The organism is Leminorella grimontii ATCC 33999 = DSM 5078 (genome assembly GCF_000439085.1).
Classification (GTDB): domain Bacteria; phylum Pseudomonadota; class Gammaproteobacteria; order Enterobacterales; family Enterobacteriaceae; genus Leminorella; species Leminorella grimontii.
In genome coordinates this window covers 105,310-132,252 of sequence record NZ_KE392227.1, presented here as the reverse complement: position 1 = coordinate 132,252, position 26,943 = coordinate 105,310, and the positions used below count along the sequence as shown (strand labels likewise).

20 protein-coding genes are annotated in these 26,943 nt (G+C 55.5%); 11 read left to right on the top strand and 9 right to left on the bottom strand.

Features of this window, described 5'->3' with window-relative positions:
* Positions 1-139 precede the first annotated feature (139 nt).
* Complete coding sequence (queG, locus tag G544_RS0119465) at positions 140-1,279, bottom strand: tRNA epoxyqueuosine(34) reductase QueG (RefSeq protein WP_027276121.1); 1,140 nt, start codon at positions 1,277-1,279, stop codon at positions 140-142.
* On the opposite strand from queG, the gene nnr reads away from it, so the two are divergent.
* From nnr to G544_RS21460, 10 genes are all read left to right on the top strand, one after another.
* The gene (nnr, locus tag G544_RS0119460) at positions 1,278-2,783 is read left to right on the top strand and encodes a bifunctional ADP-dependent NAD(P)H-hydrate dehydratase/NAD(P)H-hydrate epimerase (protein WP_027276120.1); all 1,506 of its coding nucleotides are present in this window, start codon (positions 1,278-1,280) and stop codon (positions 2,781-2,783) included. The genes queG and nnr overlap by 2 nt on opposite strands.
* 48 nt (positions 2,784-2,831) lie before the next feature.
* The gene (gene tsaE / locus G544_RS0119455) at positions 2,832-3,305 is read left to right on the top strand and encodes a tRNA (adenosine(37)-N6)-threonylcarbamoyltransferase complex ATPase subunit type 1 TsaE (protein ID WP_027276119.1); all 474 of its coding nucleotides are present in this window, start codon (positions 2,832-2,834) and stop codon (positions 3,303-3,305) included.
* Positions 3,306-3,351: 46 nt separating this feature from the next.
* Positions 3,352-4,884 carry an N-acetylmuramoyl-L-alanine amidase AmiB gene (gene amiB / locus G544_RS21155; RefSeq protein ID WP_134389211.1) on the top strand — a complete coding sequence of 511 codons (1,533 nt, stop codon included), beginning with the start codon at positions 3,352-3,354 and terminating at the stop codon, positions 4,882-4,884.
* 16 nt (positions 4,885-4,900) lie between these two features.
* The gene (gene mutL, locus G544_RS0119445) at positions 4,901-6,844 is read left to right on the top strand and encodes a DNA mismatch repair endonuclease MutL (protein ID WP_027276118.1); all 1,944 of its coding nucleotides are present in this window, start codon (positions 4,901-4,903) and stop codon (positions 6,842-6,844) included.
* Positions 6,837-7,763, top strand: coding sequence for a tRNA (adenosine(37)-N6)-dimethylallyltransferase MiaA (gene miaA / locus G544_RS0119440; protein ID WP_027276117.1), 927 nt, complete (start codon positions 6,837-6,839; stop codon positions 7,761-7,763). The genes mutL and miaA overlap by 8 nt, the downstream gene beginning before the upstream one ends.
* A 200-nt stretch (positions 7,764-7,963) precedes the next feature.
* A complete protein-coding gene (gene hfq, locus G544_RS0119435; RefSeq protein WP_027276116.1) occupies positions 7,964-8,257 on the top strand; it encodes an RNA chaperone Hfq in 294 nt (97 codons plus the stop codon).
* 35 nt (positions 8,258-8,292) lie between these two features.
* Positions 8,293-9,576: a ribosome rescue GTPase HflX gene (gene hflX, locus G544_RS0119430; protein WP_027276115.1), complete on the top strand. Its 1,284-nt coding sequence runs from the start codon at positions 8,293-8,295 to the stop codon at positions 9,574-9,576.
* Positions 9,577-9,630: 54 nt separating this feature from the next.
* The gene (gene hflK, locus G544_RS0119425) at positions 9,631-10,920 is read left to right on the top strand and encodes an FtsH protease activity modulator HflK (RefSeq protein WP_027276114.1); all 1,290 of its coding nucleotides are present in this window, start codon (positions 9,631-9,633) and stop codon (positions 10,918-10,920) included.
* Positions 10,921-10,926: 6 nt separating this feature from the next.
* Positions 10,927-11,931, top strand: a complete 1,005-nt coding sequence (hflC, locus tag G544_RS0119420) for a protease modulator HflC (RefSeq protein ID WP_027276113.1) — start codon at positions 10,927-10,929, stop codon at positions 11,929-11,931.
* 74 nt (positions 11,932-12,005) lie between these two features.
* Positions 12,006-12,212, top strand: a complete 207-nt coding sequence (locus G544_RS21460; RefSeq protein ID WP_245614599.1) for a hypothetical protein — start codon at positions 12,006-12,008, stop codon at positions 12,210-12,212.
* A gap of 153 nt (positions 12,213-12,365) precedes the next feature.
* Here the strand turns inward: G544_RS21460 and G544_RS22330 are convergent, their stop codons facing one another.
* From G544_RS22330 to G544_RS21145, 7 genes are all read right to left on the bottom strand, one after another.
* Positions 12,366-12,881: a fimbrial protein gene (locus G544_RS22330; RefSeq protein ID WP_071783435.1), complete on the bottom strand. Its 516-nt coding sequence runs from the start codon at positions 12,879-12,881 to the stop codon at positions 12,366-12,368.
* Positions 12,882-13,848: 967 nt separating this feature from the next.
* On the bottom strand, positions 13,849-19,479 hold the full coding sequence (locus G544_RS0119405) for an autotransporter outer membrane beta-barrel domain-containing protein (protein ID WP_027276111.1): 5,631 nt from the start codon (positions 19,477-19,479) through the stop codon (positions 13,849-13,851).
* A 224-nt stretch (positions 19,480-19,703) separates the two neighbouring features.
* The gene (locus G544_RS22800; protein ID WP_420864727.1) at positions 19,704-19,892 is read right to left on the bottom strand and encodes an IS1/IS1595 family N-terminal zinc-binding domain-containing protein; all 189 of its coding nucleotides are present in this window, start codon (positions 19,890-19,892) and stop codon (positions 19,704-19,706) included.
* Positions 19,893-19,979: 87 nt separating this feature from the next.
* Positions 19,980-20,237, bottom strand: coding sequence for a hypothetical protein (locus tag G544_RS22300; RefSeq protein WP_134389205.1), 258 nt, complete (start codon positions 20,235-20,237; stop codon positions 19,980-19,982).
* Positions 20,237-20,977, bottom strand: coding sequence for a fimbrial biogenesis chaperone (locus G544_RS0119400; protein WP_036024680.1), 741 nt, complete (start codon positions 20,975-20,977; stop codon positions 20,237-20,239). Before G544_RS0119400 ends, G544_RS22300 begins: the two co-directional genes overlap by 1 nt.
* A gap of 25 nt (positions 20,978-21,002) precedes the next feature.
* Positions 21,003-23,636, bottom strand: a complete 2,634-nt coding sequence (locus G544_RS0119395) for a fimbria/pilus outer membrane usher protein (protein WP_051155852.1) — start codon at positions 23,634-23,636, stop codon at positions 21,003-21,005.
* Between the two features lie 89 nt (positions 23,637-23,725).
* Positions 23,726-24,313, bottom strand: a complete 588-nt coding sequence (locus G544_RS21145; RefSeq protein ID WP_051155851.1) for a fimbrial protein — start codon at positions 24,311-24,313, stop codon at positions 23,726-23,728.
* Between the two features lie 998 nt (positions 24,314-25,311).
* Here G544_RS21145 and G544_RS0119385 point away from each other — a divergent pair.
* Positions 25,312-26,610 carry an adenylosuccinate synthase gene (locus G544_RS0119385; RefSeq protein WP_027276108.1) on the top strand — a complete coding sequence of 433 codons (1,299 nt, stop codon included), beginning with the start codon at positions 25,312-25,314 and terminating at the stop codon, positions 26,608-26,610.
* Positions 26,611-26,724: 114 nt separating this feature from the next.
* Here the strand turns inward: G544_RS0119385 and G544_RS0119380 are convergent, their stop codons facing one another.
* Positions 26,725-26,928: a hypothetical protein gene (locus G544_RS0119380; protein WP_027276107.1), complete on the bottom strand. Its 204-nt coding sequence runs from the start codon at positions 26,926-26,928 to the stop codon at positions 26,725-26,727.
* Positions 26,929-26,943 lie beyond the last annotated feature (15 nt).

Genomic DNA, 26,943 nt, shown 5'->3' with positions numbered 1-26,943 from the left:
TTAATAGCAGAAAAGAAAGCCTATAATTTTTATGGTTTTTTGAGGTGGGGATAACGGCCGCTTTCGATTTTTTTATGCACAGCGCGAAGGTGAGCGAAAAATATCCTGCCGTTTAGCGCCTTCAGTACATAATCTACTGTCAGGCATCGCGAGGTAAGCCTTTTTCGATAGAACGAATAAGGCGCATCCGTTTGGACGTTTTAATTTCAACGGGTTGCCCGTCCGTGCGTTTTGCCTGTTGTTCGAGAGCCCAGCCTATATGCTCATCCAACAGAGGAAAAAGCCCTTTACGTCCGCGCAAGGCTGCCACGATCTCCTCGCGGTAAGGGGCGTTGCCCAAGGCCACCGTTATGTTTCTCAGCCAGCGAAAATAGCCAATGCGCCGAATGGGGGAGCCTTCCGTTTGGGCTAAAAACTCGGCTTCGTCCCAGGCGTAAAGCTTGAGCAGCGGCGTTCGGTATAGCGCGGCTTTAGGATAAAAGTCCGCTTCGTCGGTCAAAGGGGCAAAGCGGTTCCACGGGCACGCCAGCTGGCAGTCGTCGCAGCCGTAAATGCGGTTGCCCATCAGCGGCCGCAGTTCCAGTGGGATCGCGCCCTCATGTTCAATGGTCAGGTAGGAGATGCAGCGGCGGGCGTCGACGACGTAGGGCTCAACGATGGCGCCGGTCGGGCAGAGCGTCATACACGCGACGCAGCGGCCACACTCTTCTTCAACCGGTACGTCAACGGGCAGAGGAATATCAACCAGCAGCTCGCCCAAGAAAAACCAAGAGCCCTGGCTGCGGTTAATGATGAGTGAGTGCTTACCTGTCCAACCCAGGCCAGCCTTGGCCGCCAGCGGACGCTCAAGGATCGGCGCGGAGTCGACAAAGGGACGAAAGCTAAGCTCGCCGCAGTGTTGCTGAATTTTTTCACCCAGCTTTTTTAAGCGCTGGCGTAATACTTTATGATAGTCGCGGCCCAGCGCATATCTGCTGATATAGCCTTCCTCGGGATTATCGAGCGAACTGGCGAAGGCGGCGTCAGAGGGTAAATAGTTCATTCGCACGCTGATAACGCGAAGCGTGCCGGGCTGCAGTTCGTGCGGGCGCGCACGCAACATGCCGTAACGCGCCATCCACGACATATCGCCGTGGTACTGGTTGTCGAGCCACGCCTGTAGCTTCGGCTCTTCGGCGCGGAGATCGGTATCGGAGATCCCGACCTGCTGAAAGCCTAGTTCTTGCCCCCATTGCTTGATATGTTGGGCTAATTGATTGAAATCGAGAGGGAGTGACATGACAGACCATCAGCAAAAACGACACGGAATGAGTCTACCACATTCTGTTTTCAGCGCCGAATGGGTGCGGGAAAATGAGAAAGTGGGCGCACGCTATCACGGCCTTTCGCTTTATCAACTGATGGAAAATGCGGGAGAAGCCGCGTTTGGGCTATGCCGCAGGCTTTACCCCGACGCCCGCCGCTGGCTGGTTCTCTGCGGCCACGGCAATAACGGCGGCGATGCCTACGTCGTTGCGCGCTTTGCTCGGCAATACGGCATGGAGGTGACGGTTATCGGCGGAGGCCCCGAACAGCGTTTGCCGGATGAGGCGAAGCGCGCCAGAGAGCACTGGGTAAACAATTACGGACAAGTTCTTTCCTATGACGCGGCGTGGCCCTCGCAGTGCGACCTGATCGTCGACGGGCTGCTGGGTAACGGCGTTCAGGGCGAGCCGAAGGAGCCCTATGCTTCCCTAATTCGTGCGGCAAACGCGAGCGCTGCGCCTATCGTTTCATTAGACATTCCCTCAGGGCTGAATGCCGATACCGGGGATGCGGCAGGGGATACGATTTGTGCGCGGCACACCCTGACGTTCGTGGCGCTTAAATCCGGGCTTTTGACCGGGCGGGCGCGAGACTTCGTCGGCGAACTGCACTATGCTTCGCTGGGGATATCGGGCTGGCTTTCACAGCAAAAGCCGCAAATTGAGCGCCTTACGGCAGAAAGCATCGCCCGCTGGCTAACGCCGCGCCGCCCCTGTTCCCATAAGGGCGAGCACGGTCGGCTGCTGGTGGTTGGCGGCGACGCAGGCATGGGCGGCGCGGTGCGAATGGCGGGCGAAGCGGCGCTTCGTACCGGCGCGGGGCTGGTTAAAGTGTTAACTCGAAGGCAGCACGTCGCGCCGATTCTGTCGGCCCGGCCGGAGCTGATGGCGCAGGCGCTTGATGAAAAAAGCCTGATTGAAGGCCTGACCTGGGCGAACGTGGTTGCTGTTGGGCCGGGATTAGGGCAGTCGCCGTGGGCGCAGGAAGCGTTGGAGCGGATCTCCGCTGATGATAAGATAGCGGTTTGGGACGCAGATGCGTTAAACCTGCTGGCCATCAATCCGAATGTCCAGGCGCGGCGGGTCATCACGCCCCATCCGGGAGAAGCCGCCAGACTCTTGCAGTGTAACGTTGAAAGCGTGGAGCGCGATCGCATCAAAGCCGCTTGCCGACTGGCGGAGCGCTTTGGCGGCGTGGCGGTATTGAAAGGGGCTGGCACCGTTATTGCCGACGGCGAGGGCAGAGTCGCGATTGCCGACGTTGGCAACGCCGGTATGGCTTCCGGCGGCATGGGCGACCTTTTAACCGGCATTATCGCCAGCCTGCTGGGGCAGGGGCTTACGCCGTTTGACGCGGCCTGCGCGGGCGCGGTTATCCACGGCGCGGCAGGAGATGGGATTGCCAGAAAACAGGGGCAGCGGGGAACCATCGCCACCGATCTGCTGTCAGAAATTCCTAAGCTGGTCAACCCATTATAAAAGTTAACCATCGAACGTAATAGAAAGAAGCGTAACCGAAGAGACGTAATGAAAGAACTGGTACTCGAACTGGCCGATGAGGCCGCAACCGTCGCGCTTGGTGCGGCGCTTGCAAACGCGTGCGGACGCGCGGGCGTATTTTATCTGTCCGGCGATTTGGGGGCGGGGAAAACGACCTTCAGCCGCGGCTTTCTGCGCGCGCTGGGCCATCAGGGCAATGTGAAAAGCCCAACCTATACCATCGTTGAGCCCTATCGGCTCGGCGACGTTAACGTTTACCATTTTGACCTGTATCGCCTGGCTTCGCCGGAAGAGCTGGAGTTTATGGGCATACGCGATTACTTCCAGGACGACAGCCTGTGCCTGGTAGAGTGGCCTGAAAAAGGCGAAGGCGTCTTTTCCGGCGCGGACGTTGCGCTTGCATTCAGCTATGAGGGCGAAGGGCGTCGCGTCACGCTGTCGGCGGGAAGTGAACGGGGCGAGGCGATGCTTACTCGCCTGGCGCAGGCATGGCATGAATAGCGTCATGAGCGACATTGCGTACGGCAATCACAGGGAACGTCGGAAAATGAGAAGAATCTGGATAACCTTAAGCGCGCTGTTCTGGCTGCTGTTGGCCGGGCCTGCGCTGGCCGCATCGCTGATTGACGTGCAGGTAAACAACAGCGCGAAAGAGGCGAAGGTCACGCTGGCCTTTGACAGCCAGCCCGTTTATGCGTTTTCAAGCCAAAAAAGTCCTCCTCGCGTCGTGATTGACGTCAGACAGAGCGGGCGTGCGGTGCAGGGGCTGCCGCTGAAGTTCAGCGGGCAGAATCTCGTTAACCGCATTGCGTCAGGCACGCCGAGGGATGCCGACAGCATCCAACTGGTGTTCGAGCTCAAGCAGAGCGCGACGGTAAAGGCCAACACCCGCAAGCAGGGAAATCAACATCAGGTGGTGTTTACCCTTCAGGCCGACGGACAAACTGGCGCAAAGAATGCGGCAAATGCCAAAAATACCGGCCAGAGCGCGTCAGGCTCGGTGAAAAAATCCGGGGCGATCGGCGGCAAGAACCCGTTTGAGGCGTCGGCGCCGCCCGTTCATGCAGCGACGACTGAGACCGCCGCGCCGCGCGTTACGTCAGCCAAGCGAACCGGCGGTTCTCAAGTGGTGATTGCCATTGATGCTGGACACGGTGGTAAAGATTCCGGCGCGGTAGGCCTTAATGGACTGCAGGAGAAAACGGTCACGCTGTCGGTGGCTCGCAGGCTCAAGGCGTTGTTTGATAAAGATCCCGACTTTAAGGCCGTGCTGACGCGCGACGGCGACTACTTCATCTCCGTCATGGGGCGTTCCGACGTGGCGAGAAATAAAAACGCCAACCTGCTGGTCTCCATTCACGCAGACGCCGCGCCGAACCGCAGCGCCACCGGCGCATCGGTGTGGGTGCTGTCCAACCGCCGCGCCAGCACGGAAATGGGGCGTTGGCTGGAGCAGCATGAGAAGCAGTCCGAACTGCTGGGCGGCGCGGGCGACGTGCTGGCGAACAGCGAGTCCAACCCCTATCTGAGCGAAGCGGTGCTGGATCTGCAGTTCGGCCATTCGCAGCGCGTGGGTTATGACGTGGCGGTTAAAGTGCTTTCCGAGATGAGGCGCATCGGCGCGTTGCACAAGCGTACGCCGGAGCACGCAAGCTTGGGCGTTTTGCGCTCGCCGGACATCCCCTCGCTGCTGATTGAAACCGGCTTTATCTCGAATACCGGCGAAGAGCGCCTGCTGGGCAGCGCCGAGTTTCAAAACAAGCTGGCGGACGCTATCTACAAGGGCGTTCGTAGCTATTTTGTCTCCCACCCGTTAGATTCCGCGGCGCCCGCGGGGAAAACCGATAAGGCGTCCGGCGCGAGTACGGGAAGCCCTTCGGCAAAAGCCGCAGTTGGAAAAGCGGCGGGCGAACATAAGGTTCACGTCGTCAAGCGTGGTGAGACGCTGTCTCAGCTGGCGGAGCGTTACGGCGTGCCGATGAAAACGCTGATCGAGTTAAACGCATTGAAAAAAGAAGGCATTTGGGTTGGGCAGCGCTTGAAAGTACCGGCCGCCGCCCCCATAACCGATCGTACGTAACTAAACAGGAGTTTGTATGCCGATTCAGGTGCTGCCGCCGCAGTTAGCCAACCAAATCGCTGCCGGAGAGGTGGTGGAGCGGCCTGCGTCGGTCGTAAAAGAGCTGGTGGAAAACAGTCTGGACGCCGGCGCGACTCGAATCGACATCGATATTGAAAAAGGCGGCGCCAAGCTTATCCGCATTCGCGATAACGGCTGCGGTATAGCCAAAGACGAGCTTGCTCTAGCTTTAGCGCGCCATGCGACCAGTAAAATTGCGACGCTGGACGATCTGGAGGCCATCGTAAGCCTGGGCTTTCGCGGCGAAGCGCTGGCCAGCATTAGCTCGGTCTCTCGCCTGACGCTGACCTCCCGCACGGTGGAGCAGAGCGAGGCGTGGCAGGCCTACGCCGAAGGGCGCGAGATGGCCGTCAGCCTCAAGCCCGCGGCGCACCCCGTCGGCACTACGCTAGAGGTGCTTGACCTGTTTTACAATACCCCGGCGCGCCGCAAGTTCCTGCGCACTGAGAAGACGGAGTTCGGCCACATTGATGAGGTTCTCCGCCGCATAGCGCTGGCGCGTTTTGACGTCACGGTCAACCTGAATCACAACGGCAAGCCGGTGCGCCAGTACCGAGGGATCAAAGAGAACGAACCCAGAGAGCGGCGCTTGGGCAGCATCTGCGGCAGCGTTTTCTTACAGCACGCGCTGACGGTATCCTGGCAGCACGGCGATTTAAGCATCGACGGCTGGGTGGTCGATCCTTCGGGCGCCAGTCAAATCACCGACATGCAGTACTGCTACGTTAACGGGCGTATGATGCGCGATCGCCTGCTTAATCACGCCATCCGCCAAGCCTATCAGACCCTTCTGGCCGACGACGGGCAGCCCGCCTACGTGCTTTTCCTTACGGTCGACCCTCATCAGGTGGACGTCAACGTTCACCCGGCCAAGCATGAGGTTCGGTTCCACCAGTCGCGGCTGGTGCACGACTTTGTTTATCAGGCGGTGGTGACCGTGCTGCAGCAGGCCGGTGCGCCTTCGCTGCCTCTTGCGGTCGGCGGCGTAACGCAGAGTCGAGCCGAGGAGCTGAGCGAGCCTGCGGGAGAGTGGAAGCCGGAAAATCGCCCTTCAGCGGGAGAAAATCGCTATAACCGCCCGGCCGAACCGGTAGCGAGCAAAAACGCGGGTGCCGGCGGGCGTTCAACGGGCGCATATCCGAACGTAGAACATCGTTCTCCTACCGTCATCGCGCGGGAAAACGAAGCGTACCGTCGACTGCTGTCGACCGAAGAGCGCAGCGCCGATGCGCGGCCTGTGTTTGAAACGGCTGCGCAGGAGCCGCCTGCCGTTAAGGCGCCGCTGTTTCCCGAACGCCCCAAGTCGCCGTCTCCCGTTCCTCCTTCGCTGTTGGATAAAAGCTCGCCTCAAAGCCTGGGACGGGTGCTGGCCATTTGGCAGGACGTTTACGCCATCGTCGAACGAGGAGCCGGGCTGGCCCTGCTGTCTCTGCCCGCAGCGGAGCGCTGCCTGCGCCGGGCACAGCTGATGCCTTCAGCAGACGGTTTGAAGCCACAGCCTTTGCTTATTCCCCTGTCGTTGACGCTGGGGGAGAAAGATAAGGCTTGCTTAACGCGCTATGCCGCACTGTTGCAGCATTTCGGCATTCAGCTCTCCGTTGAGCGCCAAAAGGTGCAGGTTCAGGGCGTGCCGCTGCCGTTAAGGCAGCAGAACCTTCAGCAGCTGTTGCCTGCGCTGCTGTCTTATTTAGGCAGCGATGATTCCGTAGACGAAGCGCGTCTGGCCGACTGGCTGGCGGGGCGCTTGAGCAGCGAAACTACCCAGTGGACGCAGTCGCAGGCCATCCAACTGCTGGCGGACGTCGAGCGGCTCTGTCCGCAGAGCGTAGGGAAACCGGCGGCCGACGTTTTACAGCCTATTGACCTGAAGGGGCCTCTGGCCGCGCTGCAACATGAATAATAAACCCCTTGCCATTTTTCTTATGGGACCGACGGCGTCCGGCAAAACGGCGCTGGCGGCACGGCTGTATAAGCATCTGCCCGTAGAGGTGATTAGCGTTGATTCCGCGCTGATTTACCGCAAAATGGATATCGGCACGGCAAAGCCGACGCAGCAGGAGCTTTGTGAGACGCCACACCGGCTGATTGACATTCTCGACCCGTCCGAGAGCTATTCGGCGGCGGACTTTCGCCGCGACGCCTTAAGGGAAATGGCGGAGATTGTTGACGCCGGGCGCATTCCTCTGCTGGTCGGCGGGACGATGCTTTATTACAAGGCGCTGCTGGAAGGGCTTTCCCCTTTGCCGTCTGCGGATCCAATCGTACGGGCGCGCATTGAGTCAGAGGCGGTAGAGTTAGGTTGGGCGGCGCTTCACCAGCGTTTAAAAGAGATAGATCCGACAGCGGCAGCAAGAATTCATCAAAATGATCCACAAAGATTGAGCCGAGCGTTGGAAGTTTTTTACATTTCGGGTAAAACTTTAACAGAATTGACACAAATAGCTGGTGAAACGCTGCCGTATCGTGTACACCAGTTTGCTATAGCGCCCGCTTCACGCGAACTTTTGCATCAGCGCATCGAGGCTCGCTTTCATCAAATGATGTCGGCGGGGTTTGAAGAGGAAGTTCGACGACTGATGGCGCGCGGCGATCTGCATCCGGACCTGCCTTCTATCCGCTGCGTAGGATATCGACAGATGTGGATGTACCTGCTGGGCGAAATCGACAGGGAAGAGGCGATTTATCGCGGTATTTGCGCAACTCGTCAGCTTGCCAAACGGCAAATGACGTGGCTGCGAGGATGGCCGGACGTTGAATGGCTCGACAGCGAGCAGCCCGACGAGGCGTTTGAAAGAGTTACACGCGCCATTAGGCTATAGGCTTATGATTGTGTACAATTAACAGTGTACGTCTGTTTTTTAAGTACTGAATGACCGATTGTTCGTGTGATTGAATTTTATACTCTAAATGGTTCAAACCGCAGGCGGTATGCCTGTAATTTGAAGTATGGCGGGTGTATGAAGTTTATTTTAGAGCCGTTGGCTCTTGGTAACAGACAGCAAATATAAGGAAAAGAAGAATGGCTAAAGGGCAATCTTTACAAGACCCGTTTTTGAACGCACTCCGCCGTGAACGCGTTCCGGTTTCTATTTATCTGGTCAACGGCATCAAGCTGCAAGGGCAAATTGAGTCCTTCGACCAGTTCGTGATTCTGTTAAAGAACACGGTTAGTCAGATGGTGTATAAGCACGCGATTTCTACCGTCGTGCCTTCTCGTCCCGTTTCTCACCACAACAATTCCGCCGGCGGCGGCAACGTGGGAAATTATCAGGGCGGAGCCCAGTCGCAGCAGGATGACGATGCCTCTGAGTAATCGACGAGCTGGCCTTTCTTTGAGGAGTCGCGCGATTGTTTGAACGGTACGATGCGGGAGAGCAGGCCGTTCTGGTGCATATCGACTTCTCTCAGGAAAAAGAGGCGGAAGATCTCAGGGAGTTTGAATCTCTGGTTTCTTCCGCCGGCGTAGAAACGCTGCAGGTCGTGACCGGCAGCCGCAAAGCGCCTCAGGCCAAGTATTTCGTGGGCGAAGGCAAAGCTGAGGAAATCGCGCAGGCCGTTAGCGCGACCGAAGCGTCCGTCGTGCTGTTTAACCATTCGCTCACGCCCGCACAGGAGCGAAACCTTGAGCGCCTCTGTCAGTGCCGGGTTATTGACCGAACGGGGCTGATACTCGATATCTTCGCTCAAAGGGCCAGAACGCACGAGGGTAAGCTGCAGGTTGAGCTTGCGCAGCTGCGGCATCTGGCGACGCGTCTGGTACGAGGCTGGACCCACCTTGAGCGTCAGAAGGGCGGGATCGGTCTGCGAGGACCGGGTGAAACGCAGTTGGAAACGGACCGCCGCCTGCTGCGGGAAAGAATCAAGCAGATCCTTTCCCGGCTTGAAAAGGTTGAAAAGCAGCGCGAGCAGGGGCGCCGAGCCCGCGTGCGGGCGGAGATCCCGACCGTGTCGCTGGTAGGCTATACCAACGCCGGTAAATCAACGCTTTTCAACCAAATAACAACGGCTGGCGTCTATGCTGACGACAGGCTGTTCGCCACGCTCGATCCTACGCTTCGGCGTATCGAGGTGGAAGACGTCGGTGCCACCGTACTGGCTGACACCGTAGGCTTTATTCGCCATTTGCCCCATGACCTGGTGGCGGCGTTTAAGGCGACGCTTCAGGAAACGCGTCAGGCTTCTCTGCTGCTTCATGTAGTGGATGCCGCCGATGCGCGAATAAGCGACAATATTGCCGCAGTGACCGACGTGTTGGCTGAAATCGAGGCCGATGAGATCCCGGTGCTGCTGGTGATGAACAAGATCGATAGGCTGGAGGATTTTGCTCCGCGTATTGATAGGGACGAGAACAACGTTCCCGTTCGGGTTTGGCTTTCCGCCGAGACCGGGGCTGGGATCGATTTATTGTTCCGCGCATTGACGGAACGTCTTTCCGGTGAGATTGCGCAGTACACCCTGAAACTACCCGTTCAGGAAGGTCGCCTGCGCAGCCGTTTTTATCAGCTTCAGTCGATTCTCAAAGAGTGGACTGAAGAGGATGGGAGCATCGGTTTGGTAATTAGGATGCCGATCGCAGATTGGCGTCGCCTCTGTAAACAAGAACAGGCGCTTGAACGGTATATCGTTCGGTAGATCTGTAAAACTATTGTGCCCGATAGAACAATGGTAAACGAGTGGAGCTAAAACATGGCGTGGAATCAGCCCGGTAATAATGGCCAGGACCGCGATCCATGGGGAAGCGGCAATAACAGCAACCCCGGTGGAAACAACAACGGTGGACCGAATAAAGGTCGTGGTCAGCAGTCGCTGAATCTCGATAATATTTTTAGTAAGTTAAGCAGCCTGCTGGGTAAAGCCGGCAGCGGCGGCGGCGGTAGTGCTGGGGGCGGCATGCCTTCCCCTATGGGAGGCCGCCTTATCGGCATTATCGCGGGCGTCTTGGTGGTTATCTGGGCGGCAAGCGGTTTTTACACCATTAAAGAGGGCGAGCTGGGGGTTATCACCCGCTTTGGCCAGGTGCAGCCGACGATGGTTGGGCCGGGTCTGAACTGGAAGCCGACCTTTATTGACGCGGTTCGCCCGGTGAACACCAAGGCGGTGCGCGGCCTGACGGCATCCGGCATTATGCTGACCGCCGATGAAAACGTCGTGCGCGCAGAAATGAACGTGCAGTATCAGGTGGCGGATCCCATCAAGTTCCTGTATCGCGTTACCGATGCCGATAACAGCCTGAGTCAGGCTACCGACAGCGCCCTGCGCTCGGTTATCGGCAAATACACCATGGACCGCATCCTGACCCAGGGCCGTACCATTGTGCGTGACGACACCAAGCAAGAGCTTGAAAAAACCATTCAGATCTATGATATGGGTCTGAAAGTGCTGGACGTAAACTTCCAGGCGGCGCGTCCGCCGGAAGAAGTCAAAGCGGCGTTCGATGACGTTATCAATGCGCGGGAAGACGAACAGCGCTACATCCGCGAAGCGGACGCCTACGCGAACGGCGCGCTGCCGATCGCCAACGGTAACGCTCAGCGCATGATTGAAGACGCCAAAGCCTATCAGGCGCGGGTTGTGCTGGAAGCTGAGGGTGAAATAGCCCGCTTCGCCAAGCTGCTGCCGGAATACAAGGCCGCGCCGGAAATTACCCGTGAGCGTCTGTACATTGAAACTATGGAAAAAGTGCTGGGTAAAACCAACAAGGTGCTAGTGGACGACAAAAGCAACAACCTGATGGTGCTGCCGCTGGATCAGATGCTCCGCGGTAAGGCCAGCGCGGCCCCGGCCGCTACGACGCCTCAGGCGGAGGCCGCGCCGACGAATGCGGCTGCGCCTGCCGCACCGTCAACGACGACGTCAACTACCGCAAGGCCTCAAACGCAAAGAAGTTCAGGCCTGTCTTCTGAAAACAAAGTCACGCAAGAGCGTGCCGATGCGTACAGAGAACGTCTTGAATCCCTGGGCTTAGGAAGAGGTTAATCACTGATGCGTAAACTATTTATTCCTTTAGTCGTTATTGTCGTCATCGGTGTATTTACGTCGCTGTTCGTCGTACAGGAAGGCAACCGCGGCATCGTGCTGCGCTTTGGTAAGGTTCTGCGCGACGCGCAGGATAACCCGAAAGTTTATGAGCCGGGCTTGCACTTCAAGATGCCGATGATTGATACGGTAAAAGTGTTGGATGCTCGCATCCAGACGATGAACAACGAAGCTGACCGCTTCGTGACCAAAGAAACCAAAGACGTGATGGTCGACTCGTACGTCAAGTGGCGTATCACCGACTTCAGCCGCTACTATCTGGCGACGGGCGACGGTAACCAGGCTAACGCCGAGCGCATTCTGCGCAGCAAGCTGAACGACCGCCTGCGTTCCGGCATCGGCCAGCGCGATATTAAAGATCTGGTGACCGACTCCCGCGGGCAGCTGATGCAGGACGTGCTGAACGCTCTGAACAAGGGCTATCAGGACAAATCATCCGAAGCGCCTGCGGCTGAGGCTCCTGCTACACCGGCTGCGCCAGAAACGGGCGCTCTGCCTGCGGACAACAAGCTGCCGCTGGTGAACGCCAACAGTATGGCCGAGTTGGGCATTGAAGTTATCGACGTGCGGATTAAGCAAATCAACCTGCCGGCGGAAGTCTCCGATGCGATTTACAAGCGTATGCGCGCTGAGCGTGAAGCGGTAGCCCACCGCCATCGTTCTCAGGGTCAGGAAGAGGCCGAAAAGATCCGTGCACTGGCCGACTATCGCGTCACCAAGATCATCGCAGAGGCAGAGCGTCAGGCTCGTATCCTGCGCGGTGACGGCGACGCTCAGGCCGCCAAGCTGTTTGCCGATAGCTTTAGCCAGAACCCTGACTTCTACGCCTTTATCCGCAGCCTGCGCGCCTATGAGACGAGCTTCAGCAGCGGTAACGACGTGATGGTACTTCGTCCTGACAGCGAGTTCTTCCGCTATATGAAGTCTCCGTCAGAGAACGTGAAGCCGTAAGGCTATCGTTTTGACGTGAAGCCCGGCGAAAGCCGGGCTTTTTGTTGGCGGTTGAAAGCTATGGAGGGAATACCATGACATATAAGGGCTATGCCGCAAGAATTGAATACAGCGACGAGGGTCAATGTCTCGTTGGCCATGTTGCAGGCATTAGGGATGTCATTGGCTTTCACGCTGATAATGTTGTCAGCCCGCGCAAAGCGTTTGAAGAGGCCGTAGGCGATTATTTGGCTTATTGCGCCCAGTCCTTCGGGACACGGCCTAATGGTTTTGTGGCTTAACGGATATCCCGACAATATAAAAAGCACCAAACGATCGTATCGTCAGTGCTTTCTTTTTATATACGGAAAATATCAGCTAAGCTGGAGACAGTGAGGGCTTTAAAGAGCGGTAGTTGGTGACACACCGGTTACGATGCATCTACGCTATCGACACTAATCGTAAATCACGTACATATTTACTTTGCCCGTGACCGGGCCCGTGTAATTCGTCCCTGACCGGGTGACGGCGGCTTTCTGCACGTAGCGGGCCTGGAAGGCGGCCGTACTGAAAGAATCAAATATGGGATCAAAAGAGACAAACGAGCCGTGGCTGCCGGTATCCGTAAGGGTGCTGTTGTCCACATTCACCTTCGTGCCGTTATAGCGCAGCTCAATTTCCAGCCCCTCTATTTTGTCCCCGCCGGCCGTATCGTAGAGGCTGACGTTGTTGTCGCCGGAAAGCGATGAGCCGGTATCCTCAAAGCGGAAGCGGACGTGGTTTGTTTTACCGGAGCACTCCAGAGAGAGGTTAACGGGAATCTGCGCGCCATAGGCCGGTGCGCCAACGTGGGTAATGGCGTCAGCGGCCCAGCGCCCCATGGAAACGTTATAATCAGTGGTTTTGAGCTGGCAGGCTGGTGGAACGACTGTTATACCGGCACCGTCTAAAAATCCATTCAAAGTCGTCATGGTCGAATTTACGTAGAATGTGTTACGCAAAACGGATGAATTTAATACCTTCAATGGACCGTTATATTGTATCGGGCCTATTTTAACCAATGACATCCTCAGTGATACGCTTCCGGTATAAGAAGGAACAATCTGATTTATAGGTGTAATTGAGGTTCTGTATTTTCTCATCGTCTGTGTTATACCCTGCGTTGTATAACCTGCCGGACTGCCCTCGACTTCAGTACCGCTGGGGACTTTTGTTGTAAAGGTTGGGGCGCTATAGGACGTGTCATAGTATTCACAGTTCACTGACACTCCTCCACAGCCTGTATAATCGAATCCTGGCCCGTTGTTGAATCTGAACCATAATTTCAGACCCAATCCAGTATCACTAAGTCGAACATATCCGCTGCTGTCGGTTGCTAGAACTAAGCTACTATTTATATAACCATCAATATTACTTCCTCCACCAGCGATCCCACTGGACGTACAGGTAACGGTAAAATCAGATAAGCCTTCTCTATACCCCCATGAAAAAATTTCGGTTCCGTTAGGGATATCATTGCCGACTACCAGCGTTCTGGGTATGGTCAGCGGCCTTTCGTCAGGGACTATGTAGCTACACCAAGCACCAGGCTGCCCCAGTAAAGGACCGGGGCTGGACCAGGCTGCCGTGAAGCTATACGTTGCCGCCATCGCTTGGGGAGTAGCCATAGAGGCTGTAGCGAGCGCGCCAACATAAGCCAGCGCGTGAATTATCCTGTTCATGGCCTCCACCCTCCCGGTCTCGTCGATGCTTTAAAGAGAGCTACGCTGTATTGGCGAAAAAGAAACGAAAGAGACTTTATCACTATTGGTTCCTCTAATTTATTTAGATGTTCTGATGTAAAAAGCAGGTTTGCCGCCATTAATTGGAATGAATTAATGGCGGCGTCGGTTTTTAATAAAATAAAGTTTTATTCGTCATGCGCAGTAGCGGCGGCGGTTAGAACGTCTTCTTCACGCCCAGCGTGCCTCCGTAGTCACCGTACTGCTCGCCGCCTGTACCGGAGAAGTGTCCCCAGACCTGTAGGCCTTTGACGATCTCACCCTGTACGCCGACTTTGACCTCGTAGCGATTTTTCGGCATGCCGTCTTTGACGGTGTAGCCGTTGAAGTTCAGCGTGTTTTTGGCGTTGTTATACAGCCAGTTCGCTTCTACGAAGGGCTGGAAAGCGTTGTCGCCCAGCGTGCTGCGGCTGTAGGTGCGAACGCCCAGCCGGGTCATCACGCTGTCGGCATCGCCGTTGTCAACGCGCATGCCGCGGCTGTCGGTGACGGAGTCCGCCCTGTAGTCGCTGTAGACAACCTGCGCCTGCGGTTCGATTATCCACTGGCGGGCCGGCGCGTCGTGGGCTACGAACGCATAGCCGGATTCCAGAGAGGCGGTCATTACCTTACTGTTGTAGCTTTCCTTAGGATCGCCGTCGCCGCTGACGGTGTTGTCAAACCAGCTGTACTGCATCCAGCCGTCCAGATAGAGCCCGGTAGGCGCTTTCATGTTTTGGTTGGCGTACCAGGTGGCGTAAGCGCCCAGGCTGTAGCCTTCAATCTTGCCGGTTGAAGACTTGCCGCTGCGCTGTAGGGTGCTGTCCGTCTCGCTTTGACCGTAGGCGCCCATGATGCCCACGTGCCAGCGGTCGTCGCCGTTGCTGGTCCAGTTGGCCAGTTCGCCGCCCAGGTGAACGAGAGAACTGTCGGTATCCTGATCGAACAGGCCGTCCGCCGCTTTACTGTCGGTGTGGTTGCCTACGATGCGCAGCCATACGGACGGAGAGTAGCCGTCTTTGTAAGCGTGCGTGAACTGCGGTTCGCCGAGGCGATCGTGCAGAGAGTGCACAAACAGGCCGGTGGCTGCCGTTTGGTTCGCCAGATAGGCGCCTACCGTCGCACGGAACATCGGGCGACCGTTTTCATCATAGTTGCGCAGGTACCAGCTCTGATCCGCCGCGTTGGTTAATGAACCGCGGAACAGGCCGTACTCAAACGGACCGTTTTCAACGTATTGCCCCAGCGTGAAGGCGTTCGCATCGGACGTGCCTAGCACTTCAACCAGCTTGATGCCTTCTTTTTCTGACAGGCCAACCTGACCTTTGAGCGTATTGAGCGCCAGCACCGTCGGTGCGCCAGAGGCCGTGGCGTTATCCACCACCAGAATGTCGCTCTGGGTGCTTGAGCCGCCGCGGTTGACTACGGTGTCCATCTTCACTACGCCGCCGTCGGAAACGAATTGACCGCCGCCGTTAACGCCCGCCGTGCCGCTGCCGCTGATAACTAGCGTATCGCCCGTCAGGCCGTTTTGGCTTAGGTCGATTGCGCCGCTGTTGGTGAAGCTGCCCAGGTTCAGCATTTGGCCCTGAACGATGCCGCTGCGACTGGTGTCGTAGTGCGATAATCCGTCCGCCAGATACTGGCCGGAGGTGTTCACGAACCGTTCGCCGCTAACGGTAACCAGACGCACAACGCCGTTGGCCGCGTTGTTAAAGACGCTGCTTGCGCCGCCGAAGGTAGAGATTGCTACGCCTTTGGTATCGCGTACGCCGTCGCCGTCGGTATCGGCGAAGTTGCGGATATCAAAGCTGTTCGGCGAATAGTTGTTGAAGGTGACAGCGGTGCCGTTGGCGAACGTCATATAGCCGGTTACGGTGCCGTAGTTTTCAATCAGGGCTGAACCGCCTACGATGCTGCCGGTGATGGCGTTATCGCTCATGGCGTCAATAACGCCGTGGTTGTTAACGGTGTGGTTAGCCGTGCTGCCGACGCCGGTCAGCTTAACGCCGTAGCCGTCGTTAGTGCCGCCGTGTACCTGTGCTCCGGTATCAATATCAATCGTGCCGGTGCCGCTTACGCCAAGGAACAGGCCGCCTACGCCCTGAGTCGCGTCGATAAGGCTGTTAGCGCCCAGATGAATATAGCCGTCGACGTCCGTGGCGTTTGAGCCGTTGTCCCAGGCCGCAATGGCGATACTGTTTCCACCGCCGGCGGTATTGCCGGAGACTTTGATCGTGCCGTTATCGTGCTCGACGCTGGCTTTGCCGCTGGCGTTGGTTTTGGCTTCCAGACCGTGGTTGTCGCGGATGCCGTTTGCTTGGCTGGTGGTGATATTGTTCAGCGAAACGATGCTCACGTTACCGCTGGCGGTCATGCCAAGAATACCGTGTTCGTCGGTCGTGGTGATTTCACCAGTGTTGGTGATGGTGACGTCGCCGCCGTTATTCACGTTGGCGTAGATACCCATTGCGTTATCGCCCGAAGAGCGGATATCCGCAACGTTGGTAATCACGATATCGCCGCCTTCGCTGTGTGCCGCTATCGCACGGGAATTATCGCCGTGGGTGGCAATGTTAGCCTTGTTGGTGATAGTTATCGTACCGTTGACGCCAGCCGCTGCAACGTTGGCCCAAATTCCATCAACGTCGTTGCCCTTGGTGCTTAGCGCGCCTTCGTTCTGGATGGTGATATCACCGCCATGGGTTTGTGCGGCCATCGCATGGCTACCGAAGAAGCCGGAACCGTTGCCTTGGGTAGAAATTTCGCCCGTATTCAAGATGGTGATGTTACCCGTGGCGTTACCGACGCGCGTCGCGATCCCGGTGGAGTTATCCCCCAGCGTGGTCAGCGTACCGCTGTTCTCAATGCGAATCGAACCGGCGGTGCCGTAGTGGTTGGATTCGATGGCGCGCTGTTCGTTCTGCTTGGTCAGGATCGTACCGTTTGAATAGCTAATCTTGTTGTCGCCCGTGGAGTTTGCGCCGTGGTCGGCTAAAATTCCATGGCTGCCGGCAGAGGCGGCGCCTCCGTCCAGCGTGATGTCGTTTTGGGCGATGACGGTAGCGTCTCCGCTGACGCTGACGCCAATCGAGATCCCGTCCGCCATGCTGGCCGATACGCCCAGCGCGTCGTTATTGATCTCGGCGTTGGAGACGACGGTGACGTCGCTGTCACCGACAGCCAGGATGCCTGCAGAGTCAGCGCCGCTTACGTTGATGACCGCGTCTTCAACCAGCACGTTGACTTTCCCCGCTCCCGTAGCCGAAGCCACGATGCCGTGTGCGGCTTCACCCGCCGTCTGAATGAGGTTCGCTTTAACCACGTTGATAGTCGTATCTCCGCCGCTGCTGCTGGCGTGGATGCCGTGGCCGCGATCGGCAACGGTTGAGATGGAAAGCGCGTCGGTATCGTTTTCATACCGAATGGCAACGTCGCCAGCCGCATTGTGGCTATGGGCGCGCAGCGCGGCGCTGTCCGCCACGGTGTTGTGGTTGATGACTTGGCCTTTGGCGTCGATCAGCACGTTGCCGCTGCCGTGGTTATCCGCATAAATCGCATAGGCGGGGAGGACGCTGCCAAAGGTTTCTGCATCGCCGTACGCGTAAACGTTAACGTCTCCGGTTGATGCGGTATTGGTAATGCCCGTGTGGATAGCAGAACCGTAGCCCATCGCCGCCGTCGTCAGCCCATCCTGAACGTTTGAGGTGATTTTCGCGCCTTCCCGATGGATGATAGTAATAGCGTCCTGTCCCATGGCGAAAATGCCGGTGCCTGCATCGGTAGTGATATCCCCGGCGTTGTCGAGCAGTGAAACGCCGCCGGCGTTAATGTAGATGCCCGCATAGTTGACGCCGGTTCCGTGGAGAGCGCCGCTATTGGATACTTCGACTTTACCGGACGCTGAACCTGCGGCAATGGCGTGAACGCCAGCCGTGATATCGCCCTCGTTAGCAATGAGCACGTCGCCCGTTCCGGCGTTATAAGCGTTGATGCCGCTGCCAGCTAGAGACGTGATGTCGCCCTGATTGCCGACGCTGACTTTTCCTAAGCCCGCGGCAGCGCTGACCTGCGCCAGCAGGCCGTCAGCAAACTCGCCGGATAGGGAGATATCGCCGGTATTCACGATGGTTGCATTGCCTAAATTGCTGGCTACGCTAACGCCGTGGGCGGTGTCCCCATTGGTAGATATGGTGGAGTTGGTTATGGCGACGGCGTCTCCGTCGGTTCCCGCTGAGACGTGTATCGCCGTAACGCTTTCACCTATCGTATTAACCGACGTACCCACTCCCGTAGAGACCGACGCGCTGCCGCCGTCGGACCATGAGACCAGGCCAAAGCCGGTCGTGCCCGAGCCGCTGGTGACGCTATCGGTAACGGTCAGCGTACCGCCGTTATATTTAATCAGCGAATTTCCCTCGCCTCGGGATATCGCCTCTATACCGTAGACAAAATAGCCGGAAGCGCTGCCGGAAAGCTTGCTGACGGTGATATCGCCAGAAGCGGTAATATCGGCGTGGCCGAGGTTGCCCTGCTCGACGTAGGAGCGAATGCCAATCAGGGAATCCGTCGTTGCGTGATTGCCGGTAAGGGTAATCCCGCCGCTACTGGTGCCGTCATAGACAACAACCGCGTTGCCTAAGGAATTGAGGTTAGCCGTTTCGAGGAAGTTGTCGATGCCTATCAGGCTATGGCTTGGCGTGGCGGCAAGAAGCGCAGAATCATCAACGATAATGCGCGAGTTGCTGTTAACGATGGTGTTGGTGTCCTGGCCGCGCGTGCGGGAAGATATGCCGCCCTGCGTTGCGGTAATGGTGCTGCCGTTAAGATCGTTGATGGTGCTATGCGCGCCTGAGTTGACGTGAATACCGTCGGCCAGATACTGCCCAGCGCCGCCGGATACGTTGCCGCTGTTATTGATGACCGCATCGCCGCCGTTGGTGAATATCTGGATGCCGGTCGCCGCTGCGTTGACCGTACCGCCATTGGTTATTGAGGCCTGCCCGGCAAGGCCCGTCTGGGCTTCGATGCCGATTGAACCCTGACCGGCGGCATGAATGTCGGCGTTGGACTGAATGCTGACCAGCGTATTGCTGATGCCCTGGATCGTTGAACTGTTGCTTCCGGTCGTTTTTAGCACCGCGCCGCCGTCGGCGACGATGGTGGCTATGCCTGTGCCGCCGGTGATGGCGAACAGCGCGTGCCCGCCGGCGACGTCAATCGTGCCGTTACCGTGGTGGTTAATGGTGACGTTGCCCGCCGTGGAGCTTGCTTCAAGGCCGTCGGCCGTATTGCTGGCGCCTGCGTTTGTCAGGTTCAGCGTGCCGTTGACCGTGACGGTGCTGTTGCCGGTGCCCGCGCCGGCCTGCACTGCCGTATCGGCGTTGGGACCAAAGTTCAGCGTGTTGTTGCCGTTAAGCGTGATGCTGTTGTCGCTGACGTTGCCGTAGACCAGAATACCGCCCATGGCCGTACTCGGATTCGCGGTAATGCTGCTGTCGGTTAGCGTCAGGCTGGACGTGCCGCCGTTCGTACTGGAAACCAGAATCCCCGTTCCGGCGGCGTTTACCGTGGCGCCCGTCACGGTCAGCTCAGCGGCGTCCGTTGCGGAGGTGCAGGTAATGCCGCTGGAAGTGATGGATGACGACGATGAACAGTTATCGGCCCAGGCGCTGCCTGACCCCAGCGCCATAGCCACTGCGGCTACCAGCGCGCTTGGGCGAAGGGCGTTTCGGGCTTTGAGCCCTTTACTCACGCCAGAGGGAGGCTCTATCGCTTTTCTCTGTTCGGGGAATTTTCCATATTTCATATCTGTTCCTTTAAACTTCACAAGCTGGCCAAAAGAGACAAAGGAAGGCCAGCTCGTTGTTTTATTAACAAGCGTTTTAGTAAGCTGAATGTTTTCGTTAATAAAAGATTAACGTAGCGTATTTATTGTTCTTTTTAGATTTATCCTTGGCCCCTTATTATTTATTCCATCGTTTGCTTTCTGGCTTTATAAAACGTTACCCAGTGACGAAGGTGCTTTAATCATTAAGACATTGCTGCCAGTGAAGCGCTTTTCTTTTCTCTAAATGAGCTGATGTTATAAATATACTTCGCCTGGAAGGTGCGCATGCAGGTCATGCACCTGTAACGCTGGTATCCCGTCTTTCCTGAACCGTGCTTTATGATCCCTTCACTACTTCCGCAATGTCTGCAATGTACTTTTCTATTAAACATAATATCCTCCGTTATATTTCTAAAATCCCTATTCGTTATGAATAGCGTGTGCTAATAATCCGTTTAGCCGCTTTTAGGTGTGGCAATTTAGTGGTAGGTGACAAACATATTGACTCTCCCGGTCACCTGGCCGGTGTAGGTGCTGCCCGACTTTTTTATGTCCGAGCGCAGTAGCGTCGGATAGCTAAAAGAACAGTTCGCCGCTATTTGTGATGAACTGCTCCAAATAGGAGAAAAGTTAAGCGTAGTGGCATTTACTCCGCCTGCGCATAAAAGCAGCCCCATCCCCAAAAGGGGACGAAGACCGTTTATACGCCGCTGACGCCTTTTACTACTGTTCAACATTAGAAACTTACCTTCTGTGACAGCTCATCACCCGCGCCGCCGTAATCGTTAACGGCGCTGTAGGTCAGCGTAGCGGATTTGCCGACGAAAGCCTTAGGCACCAGATAGCGCTGGCTGCCCATCGGGGATGGCATGTTGATTTTGTCTTCCAGCGTCACGCTTTTGCCGCCGCCGACTTTAAGCTCCAGCTTGCCAAAGCTGATGTAGTAGGAGGACGGATTCACGGCCTTCAGCCAAACTTTTCCGCCTTCACGCTCGACTTCCCAGCGCAGGGATTTTACCGCCTGCGATGCGCCTTTTTCGTTAAGCCCCTGCGGGCGTACGAACACCTTCAGCCGACTGCGGATAGCGATAACCAGCTTGTTTTCAGCCTCTTCGCTTTTAGCCTTCGGCGGAATTTCCTGTAAGGAGAGCCAATAGACGGACTCTCTGTCCTGTGGGATTTCTGCCGGGAGAACCACCAGGCGCAGCTTGCCTTCCGTTTTGCCGCCCAGCTTTATCACCGGCGGCGTTAGAACCAGCGGAATGTTGCTGTCGCTGCCGTTCAGATCTTCCAGCCAAGACTGGACCAGATACGTTTCTTCGCTGTCGTTGATAATTTCTACCGGCGTTTCTTTATCCTGCGCATAGGCAACGATGCGCGTAAGCTGCGGGCGAACTGCCGATGAGGCGACCAAGGGAATAAGGCAACCTGCGATCAATGCGGAGGTCAGGATGCTCTTTCTGATGGCGTTAAACATGTCTATTTCCTTTCAGTTCTTGTTGTTACTTACAGTTAACCGTTACTTTTTTGTGCCACTGTTCGGCCTGTGCGTCTTTTGCATCCTCAGGTAAACGCGGTAGCGTAAAGCGACACTGCTGTGAGTCATCGCTGCCCCAGCTAACGGTTAATACTTCGTCTTTACGCGCATCCAGACCGGTCAGATAGGCGATGCCGTTATTGCCGACGATGCCTGCCTCTTCCGTTTGGTCCTGCGCCGTAACGTAGGCGCCAACCGGGATATCCCTGTCGCTTTTGATGATGACGATAGCCCTGCGCCCCACTCGGGTGACAAACTTCAGCAACACCGCAGCGCCTTCGGTCGGAACAACCTTGCGCGCCGATTCTTTCAGCTCGACGCCTTCCGTATCCTTCACGTCAAGCGAGATAGTGTTGTAGCGGTAGGGTGAGAGGTAGGTCACGACGGCCCGGCCCCAGAGATCGGTTTTCACGTTGCTATTGCTGGCGACGCGAATACCGGGGGCGTCCGGCGTTTCGATAATGGCGATGGTGTCGCCCAACTGCTGTGACAGAACGACGCCGCCTTTGTACAGTACGACGCCGCCCGCAGCGCCAAACGAAAGCTGATCGCTGTACTTGCTGTGGCTAATGGACGTATTCATATTGGCGTAGCTGGCGTTATAGCCAAGCGATGCCGACTCGGAAAAGTCGCCTCTGTGGTCGCGCTGTACGTTGGCCGAATAGGACAGCGTGTTGTCCGGCAGGCTGCCGGCAAAGCCCATTGACTGGTTGTACTGGTTGTCCTTATTGCGGGTCAGGTTGTAGTTCAGCGAGCCGCGGTGTCTGTCCTGTTCGCCCCAGCTCAGCGGCATGCTGACGCTTAGGCCAATTTGGTTGTCGTAGCTGTCGCCGCCGTTTTTGTTATAGGTGTACATCAGGCTGGCGGAGGCTTTGCCGATTTGCATGCCGTAGCCCGCTGAGGCGGAGGTGCTTTTTTCGCTCGTACCGTAGTAGCGGTCCTGGCTGAAGGTGACAAACAGGTTGCCGTACTCGTTCATACCCTGGTTGACGTTGACCTCGATGCGGCTTCTGCGGCGCTTGTTCCACAGGCTGTCGCCCTGCTCGAACGGATCGCTGCCGTCGTAGCCGCTGCGGCTGATGAATTCCGAGAATTCCAAAAAGCGTTCGGAACGGTACTGGTAGCCGAGTATGCGCAGACCGGTGTCCGAGGTGTCGAACTGCTTGGCGTAGAGCAGGCGAACGGCGCTGCCGTTGCGGGTTTCTTCTCCATCGTTCGGCAGATCCCAGCTTTGCTTATAGCGGGCCTGGGCGAGGTCGAGTGAGAATGCGCCGATGTCGCCGGCGTTCCATGCGACGCCCATTGCTAGCGACTGGTATTTATCCGAACCCAGCGCGCTGCCGTTGAGCGTAAAGGCCTCAAAGCCGCGCTCCAGGCTGAAGGCGCCGACCATCGGGTTGCTCGACAGCGAATCGTCGCGGTACTCGCCAAATGAGGCGCTGTAGCGCATGGCTCCGGGGCGGATCATGTTGGGCAGGGCGGTGTAGGGCACCTTAAAGTTTTGCACCGTGCCGTCCGTTTCTTCCACCGTGACGTCCAGATCTGCGCCGACCTGGCCGCTGTAGATATCATCAATGGCGAAGTTGCCCGGCGTCAGCGTCTTGCTGTAGATAATGTTGCCGCGTTGGCGAACGGTCAGGCGCGCGTTGGTTCTGGCCGTGCCGCGGATGACCGGCGCGTAGGTAAACTGGGATTCCAGCATCATCCTTTCGTTGGTTGAAAGGGTTATTCCTCGTAAGGGGATGACGCCCATGATGCTGCTTGGCGTGTAGGTGTAGATATCGCCCGCGGTAACCTTGGAGCGCAGGGCGACGATGTTGCGCTCTACGTAAAGGCGGTCATGGTTGGTTTCCCAGCCTTTCCCTGACTCTTTATTGAAGGTGTCAAAGCTGTAGAGCCTCCAGGGGCCCGCCGTCGCCACGCTGTTAAGACTGACAAAGCTGCTGTCGGTGGTTGTTTTATCGTTGTCGGGGCCGCTATTTTTTTGCCTGGAGCTGTAAACGTAGCCGTTGTAGGCGGTCCGTAAAGACGGCGTGCCGTCGTCCCACTCTTTAGGGGAGATCATCTGGAAACGCTCGCTGTTTACCGCTTCCTGCGGTAGCGTGAGCCTGAGCGTCTGCTTTGCGTCGTCGTAATAGAGATTGGATGCAGGAATGCGTTCCCGCAGGTTTTCACAAACGGCGTTCGGTTCTGCTTTTCCGTCTTTTGCTTTTAATTCGGTTAGCCAGTCGTTATAAATTTCAGTCTTTACGCCTGCGGCATTCAGTAAATTTTGGTTAAGGCAGGGAAGTACAATTCTTTTTTCATTATCTTCAACAAAATTCACTTCAAATCTGTCAACCAGACGATCGTTAACGACGATATCAATCGTTTTTAGGCCAGGAGTAATGGCGTTTTTATATAGAAACACGCTCGGCGATGCGCCGTTTTTGTCTTTGCGAAGAAATAGTTCTTCAAACTCGGCGTCGTTGCCCGCAGCGATGGCGCTGGCTGATAAAGAGGCCAGTATGCAGATAAAAAGCGACGATAGTTTAGGTTGGATTTTCCATTGCCCAGCGGTTTTATTTTTTATAGCCCGAGTATTTGACGTCCTTTTCATTGCATCCACCGTTTTTACTATAAGCTGGAATATCCGTTTCCATATGAAAATTGGCTACGGCAAAAGCTGCCGTAGCCAAGAGGGACCTATTAGAAATAGGAGATAACGAAGTCAGCTACGCCTTGTACGTTACCAGCGGTAACTGCGGTGCTCAGAGACTTGTATGCCGCCTTATAGTTCAGCGTCAAAGGACCCGCAGAGCCGATAGCCGGCAGAGCCAGACCCGGATCTTTAGCCGGACCGCCGTTCAGGTCGATTTGAGTAGTGCCGTTAGGCTGCATGATGGCAACGGCAACGTCGGCAGCCGGAGATGTGGCGGCAACGTTAGCCATTACGTAGGCATCACCGGCCGGAGATGAGGATGAAGTGAACACGGCGCGAACGTTGTTCAGCGCGGCAGTCGCTTCACAACCTGCCAGTTGAATAGAGAACGGCGTTTGGCCAGCATAGGTGCCAGCTGCGGCGTTCAGCGTAGTTGCCGTAACGTTTGGCAGAGTCAGCGTAGCGTTAATCGGAGAACCGGTAACGACGCTGTCAGCGGTAACTGAAGTGATTGCCGTACAGGCTGAAGCGGTAACCAGGCCGTTGAAAGTGATGGTGCCGTCAGCGGCTTGAACTGCAGTGCTGCCCAGCGCTAAAGCGGCCGTAAGGGCCAGAAGGCTCTTATTTAGTTTCATTGTAAACTCCATTTAGTTAGTGATTGACTGACTTACTTTTTTTATGACCGACAAATGTCGGAAATACACCTGTAAAAATCCATTTAAGAAAAGCTAGCCGCTCCTGTCGGTTAAGTGATATAACCACAAGATTAAGTTTAAATAGCCCGTTAAACGGATGGGTCTTCAGGGTTCGTTATAAAAAATGGCTTACCGTTTTTAATGCTGAAATATCGTATTTATTACGTGTTTTTTCTTGCGCAATGGGTGTTTTTGTATTTTATTTAATTGAAAATTATAAAAATTATTGAATTCACCCTGCTCTTATGTTTTTCATTTAATCACGATCTAAAAATCTAATCAATATGATATGATTGGTTTTAATATTCACAAATGTTGTTTTTAATAGTTTTATATTCTGGTTTTATGCTAAATTTACAGAATTTAAATCTTTTTATTTATGTTTTATCGATCATTAATTGATGAATTATCTTTTTAATTTGGTTTAATATTTTTTTTAACAAATGTATGAGTGTTTAATCATTCTTGTAATTGGGAGGGGTGAGATAATTTCTCATGTTCTTGATGGGTGTTTTGTATTCTTAAAATATGTAAATTTTGTGTTATTAATAATTAGGTGGGTTAATGAATTACTGTATTATTTTATGGGTGAAATATTTAATAAAGAAAAATATTCTTTGGAATAAAGCCATATTCATACGGTTTTCTCCACCGGCCTTTTGCAATGCCTGGTTTTGGGGCCGGAGCGTCGAGCGCTGCGGCTATCCGATAGCCAACGTCATTCATGCTTCTTATGGCAGCGATTTATTGATGAATAATATTCATACAGATAGTAAAACGGACGAAGAATAGCTTGCTCTAAGGCAAGGAAGTGTCATTTTTTGTGCCTTGTCAGGAAGGCGGCGCTGGTTTGGCTTTCGCGAAATGTGTTAAAAACTGCTGAAAGTAAAAAAATGTAATGGTAAGATTCTTTTTTAACTGACTTGGTGAATAGTGAGATGGGTAAAAACGTTGTCGTACTAGGCACTCAATGGGGTGACGAAGGCAAGGGCAAGGTCGTAGACCTGCTGACAGAACGGGCTAAGTATGTTGTTCGCTACCAAGGCGGGCATAACGCGGGCCACACTCTTGTAATCAACGGTGAAAAAACCGTACTTCATTTAATTCCTTCCGGTATCTTGCGTGAAAACGTTATCAGCGTGATTGGTAACGGGGTCGTGCTTTCTCCCGATGCGTTAATGAAAGAGATGCGTGAGCTTGAAGCGCGCGGCATTCCGGTACGTGAGCGCCTGCTCCTGTCCGGCGCTTGCCCGCTGATTCTGCCTTACCATTCTGCTTTGGATATCGCTCGCGAGAAGGCTCGTGGAGCTAATGCTATCGGAACGACCGGTCGCGGCATCGGTCCGGCCTATGAAGATAAGGCGGCTCGCCGTGCGCTGCGCGTCAGCGATCTGTTCAATAAAGAGCGTTTCGCGGCCAAGCTGAAGGAAGTGATGGACTACCATAACTTCCAGCTGGTGCACTATTACAAAGCCGAAGCGGTTGACTATCAAAAAGTGCTGGACGACGTGATGGCGATTGCCGACGTGCTGACCTCCATGGTGGTTGACGTTTCCGATCTGTTGGAACGCGCCCGTCAGAAGGGCGAGCTGATGATGTTTGAAGGCGCGCAGGGCACGCTGTTGGACATCGACCATGGCTCTTTCCCTTACGTAACCTCTTCCAACACCACCGCCGGTGGCGTGGCTACCGGTTCCGGCCTTGGCCCTCGCTACATTGATTACGTGCTGGGCATCGTGAAGGCCTACTCAACGCGCGTTGGCGGCGGTCCGTTCCCGACGGAACTGTTTGACGACGTGGGCGAATACCTGTGCCAGAAGGGCAACGAATTTGGCGCCACGACCGGCCGTCGCCGTCGCACCGGCTGGCTGGATGCGGTTGCCGTTCGCCGCGCCGTACAGCTGAACTCGCTGTCCGGTTTCTGTATGACCAAGCTTGACGTGCTGGACGGCCTGAAAGAAGTTAAGGTTTGCGTCGGCTATCGTATGCCGGACGGCCGCGTTGTCGACACTACGCCGCTGGATGCAGACGCATGGGAAGGCATCGAGCCTGTTTATGAAACTCTGCCTGGCTGGTCTGAAAGCACCTTCGGCGTGAAGGACGTAAACCTGCTTCCTCAGGCCGCTCGTAACTACATCAAGCGCGTTGAAGAGCTGACCGGTACGCCAATTGACATCATCTCTACCGGCCCTGACCGCTCCGAGACGATGATCCTGCGCGATCCGTTTGACGCTTAACGGTAAACGTCTTTAAATCACACGGAAAACAGGGAACGAATGTTCCCTGTTTTTATAATTATCTGCTTGTTAGATGTGTATTACATCCATTTGGTATTAATGCTATTTATCTAGCTACTTGAGAATATCTTCTATCTTTTTATTCATCTGCGTCCGGTTTTCTTTTAGCTCCTTCACGACGTAATCCATGATGTCAATTAACTGGTTTTGGCGCCTCTGCAGGTCGGCAATCGCCTTTTGGCTCGGCGATTCCCCGTCAAAGTGGGCGTTGTCAAATATCTGAGCGATCGCCGCCAGGTCGTCGGGTTTGTTTGTCATCATCTTCTCCTTTTG

Coding starts and splice junctions, on each gene's coding strand:
- G544_RS0119385 (WP_027276108.1), top strand. CDS start 25,312: ATGGGTAAAAACGTTGTCGTACTAGGCACTCAATGGGGTGACGAAGGC.
- hflK (WP_027276114.1), top strand. CDS start 9,631: ATGGCGTGGAATCAGCCCGGTAATAATGGCCAGGACCGCGATCCATGG.
- G544_RS22300 (WP_134389205.1), bottom strand. CDS start 20,237: ATGTTGAACAGTAGTAAAAGGCGTCAGCGGCGTATAAACGGTCTTCGT.
- queG (WP_027276121.1), bottom strand. CDS start 1,279: ATGTCACTCCCTCTCGATTTCAATCAATTAGCCCAACATATCAAGCAA.
- hfq (WP_027276116.1), top strand. CDS start 7,964: ATGGCTAAAGGGCAATCTTTACAAGACCCGTTTTTGAACGCACTCCGC.
- mutL (WP_027276118.1), top strand. CDS start 4,901: ATGCCGATTCAGGTGCTGCCGCCGCAGTTAGCCAACCAAATCGCTGCC.
- G544_RS0119405 (WP_027276111.1), bottom strand. CDS start 19,479: ATGAAATATGGAAAATTCCCCGAACAGAGAAAAGCGATAGAGCCTCCC.
- nnr (WP_027276120.1), top strand. CDS start 1,278: ATGACAGACCATCAGCAAAAACGACACGGAATGAGTCTACCACATTCT.
- G544_RS21460 (WP_245614599.1), top strand. CDS start 12,006: ATGACATATAAGGGCTATGCCGCAAGAATTGAATACAGCGACGAGGGT.
- G544_RS21145 (WP_051155851.1), bottom strand. CDS start 24,313: ATGAAACTAAATAAGAGCCTTCTGGCCCTTACGGCCGCTTTAGCGCTG.
- miaA (WP_027276117.1), top strand. CDS start 6,837: ATGAATAATAAACCCCTTGCCATTTTTCTTATGGGACCGACGGCGTCC.
- hflC (WP_027276113.1), top strand. CDS start 10,927: ATGCGTAAACTATTTATTCCTTTAGTCGTTATTGTCGTCATCGGTGTA.
- G544_RS0119395 (WP_051155852.1), bottom strand. CDS start 23,636: ATGAAAAGGACGTCAAATACTCGGGCTATAAAAAATAAAACCGCTGGG.
- G544_RS22800 (WP_420864727.1), bottom strand. CDS start 19,892: ATGTTTAATAGAAAAGTACATTGCAGACATTGCGGAAGTAGTGAAGGG.
- G544_RS22330 (WP_071783435.1), bottom strand. CDS start 12,881: ATGACGACTTTGAATGGATTTTTAGACGGTGCCGGTATAACAGTCGTT.
- tsaE (WP_027276119.1), top strand. CDS start 2,832: ATGAAAGAACTGGTACTCGAACTGGCCGATGAGGCCGCAACCGTCGCG.
- amiB (WP_134389211.1), top strand. CDS start 3,352: ATGAGAAGAATCTGGATAACCTTAAGCGCGCTGTTCTGGCTGCTGTTG.
- G544_RS0119400 (WP_036024680.1), bottom strand. CDS start 20,977: ATGTTTAACGCCATCAGAAAGAGCATCCTGACCTCCGCATTGATCGCA.
- G544_RS0119380 (WP_027276107.1), bottom strand. CDS start 26,928: ATGACAAACAAACCCGACGACCTGGCGGCGATCGCTCAGATATTTGAC.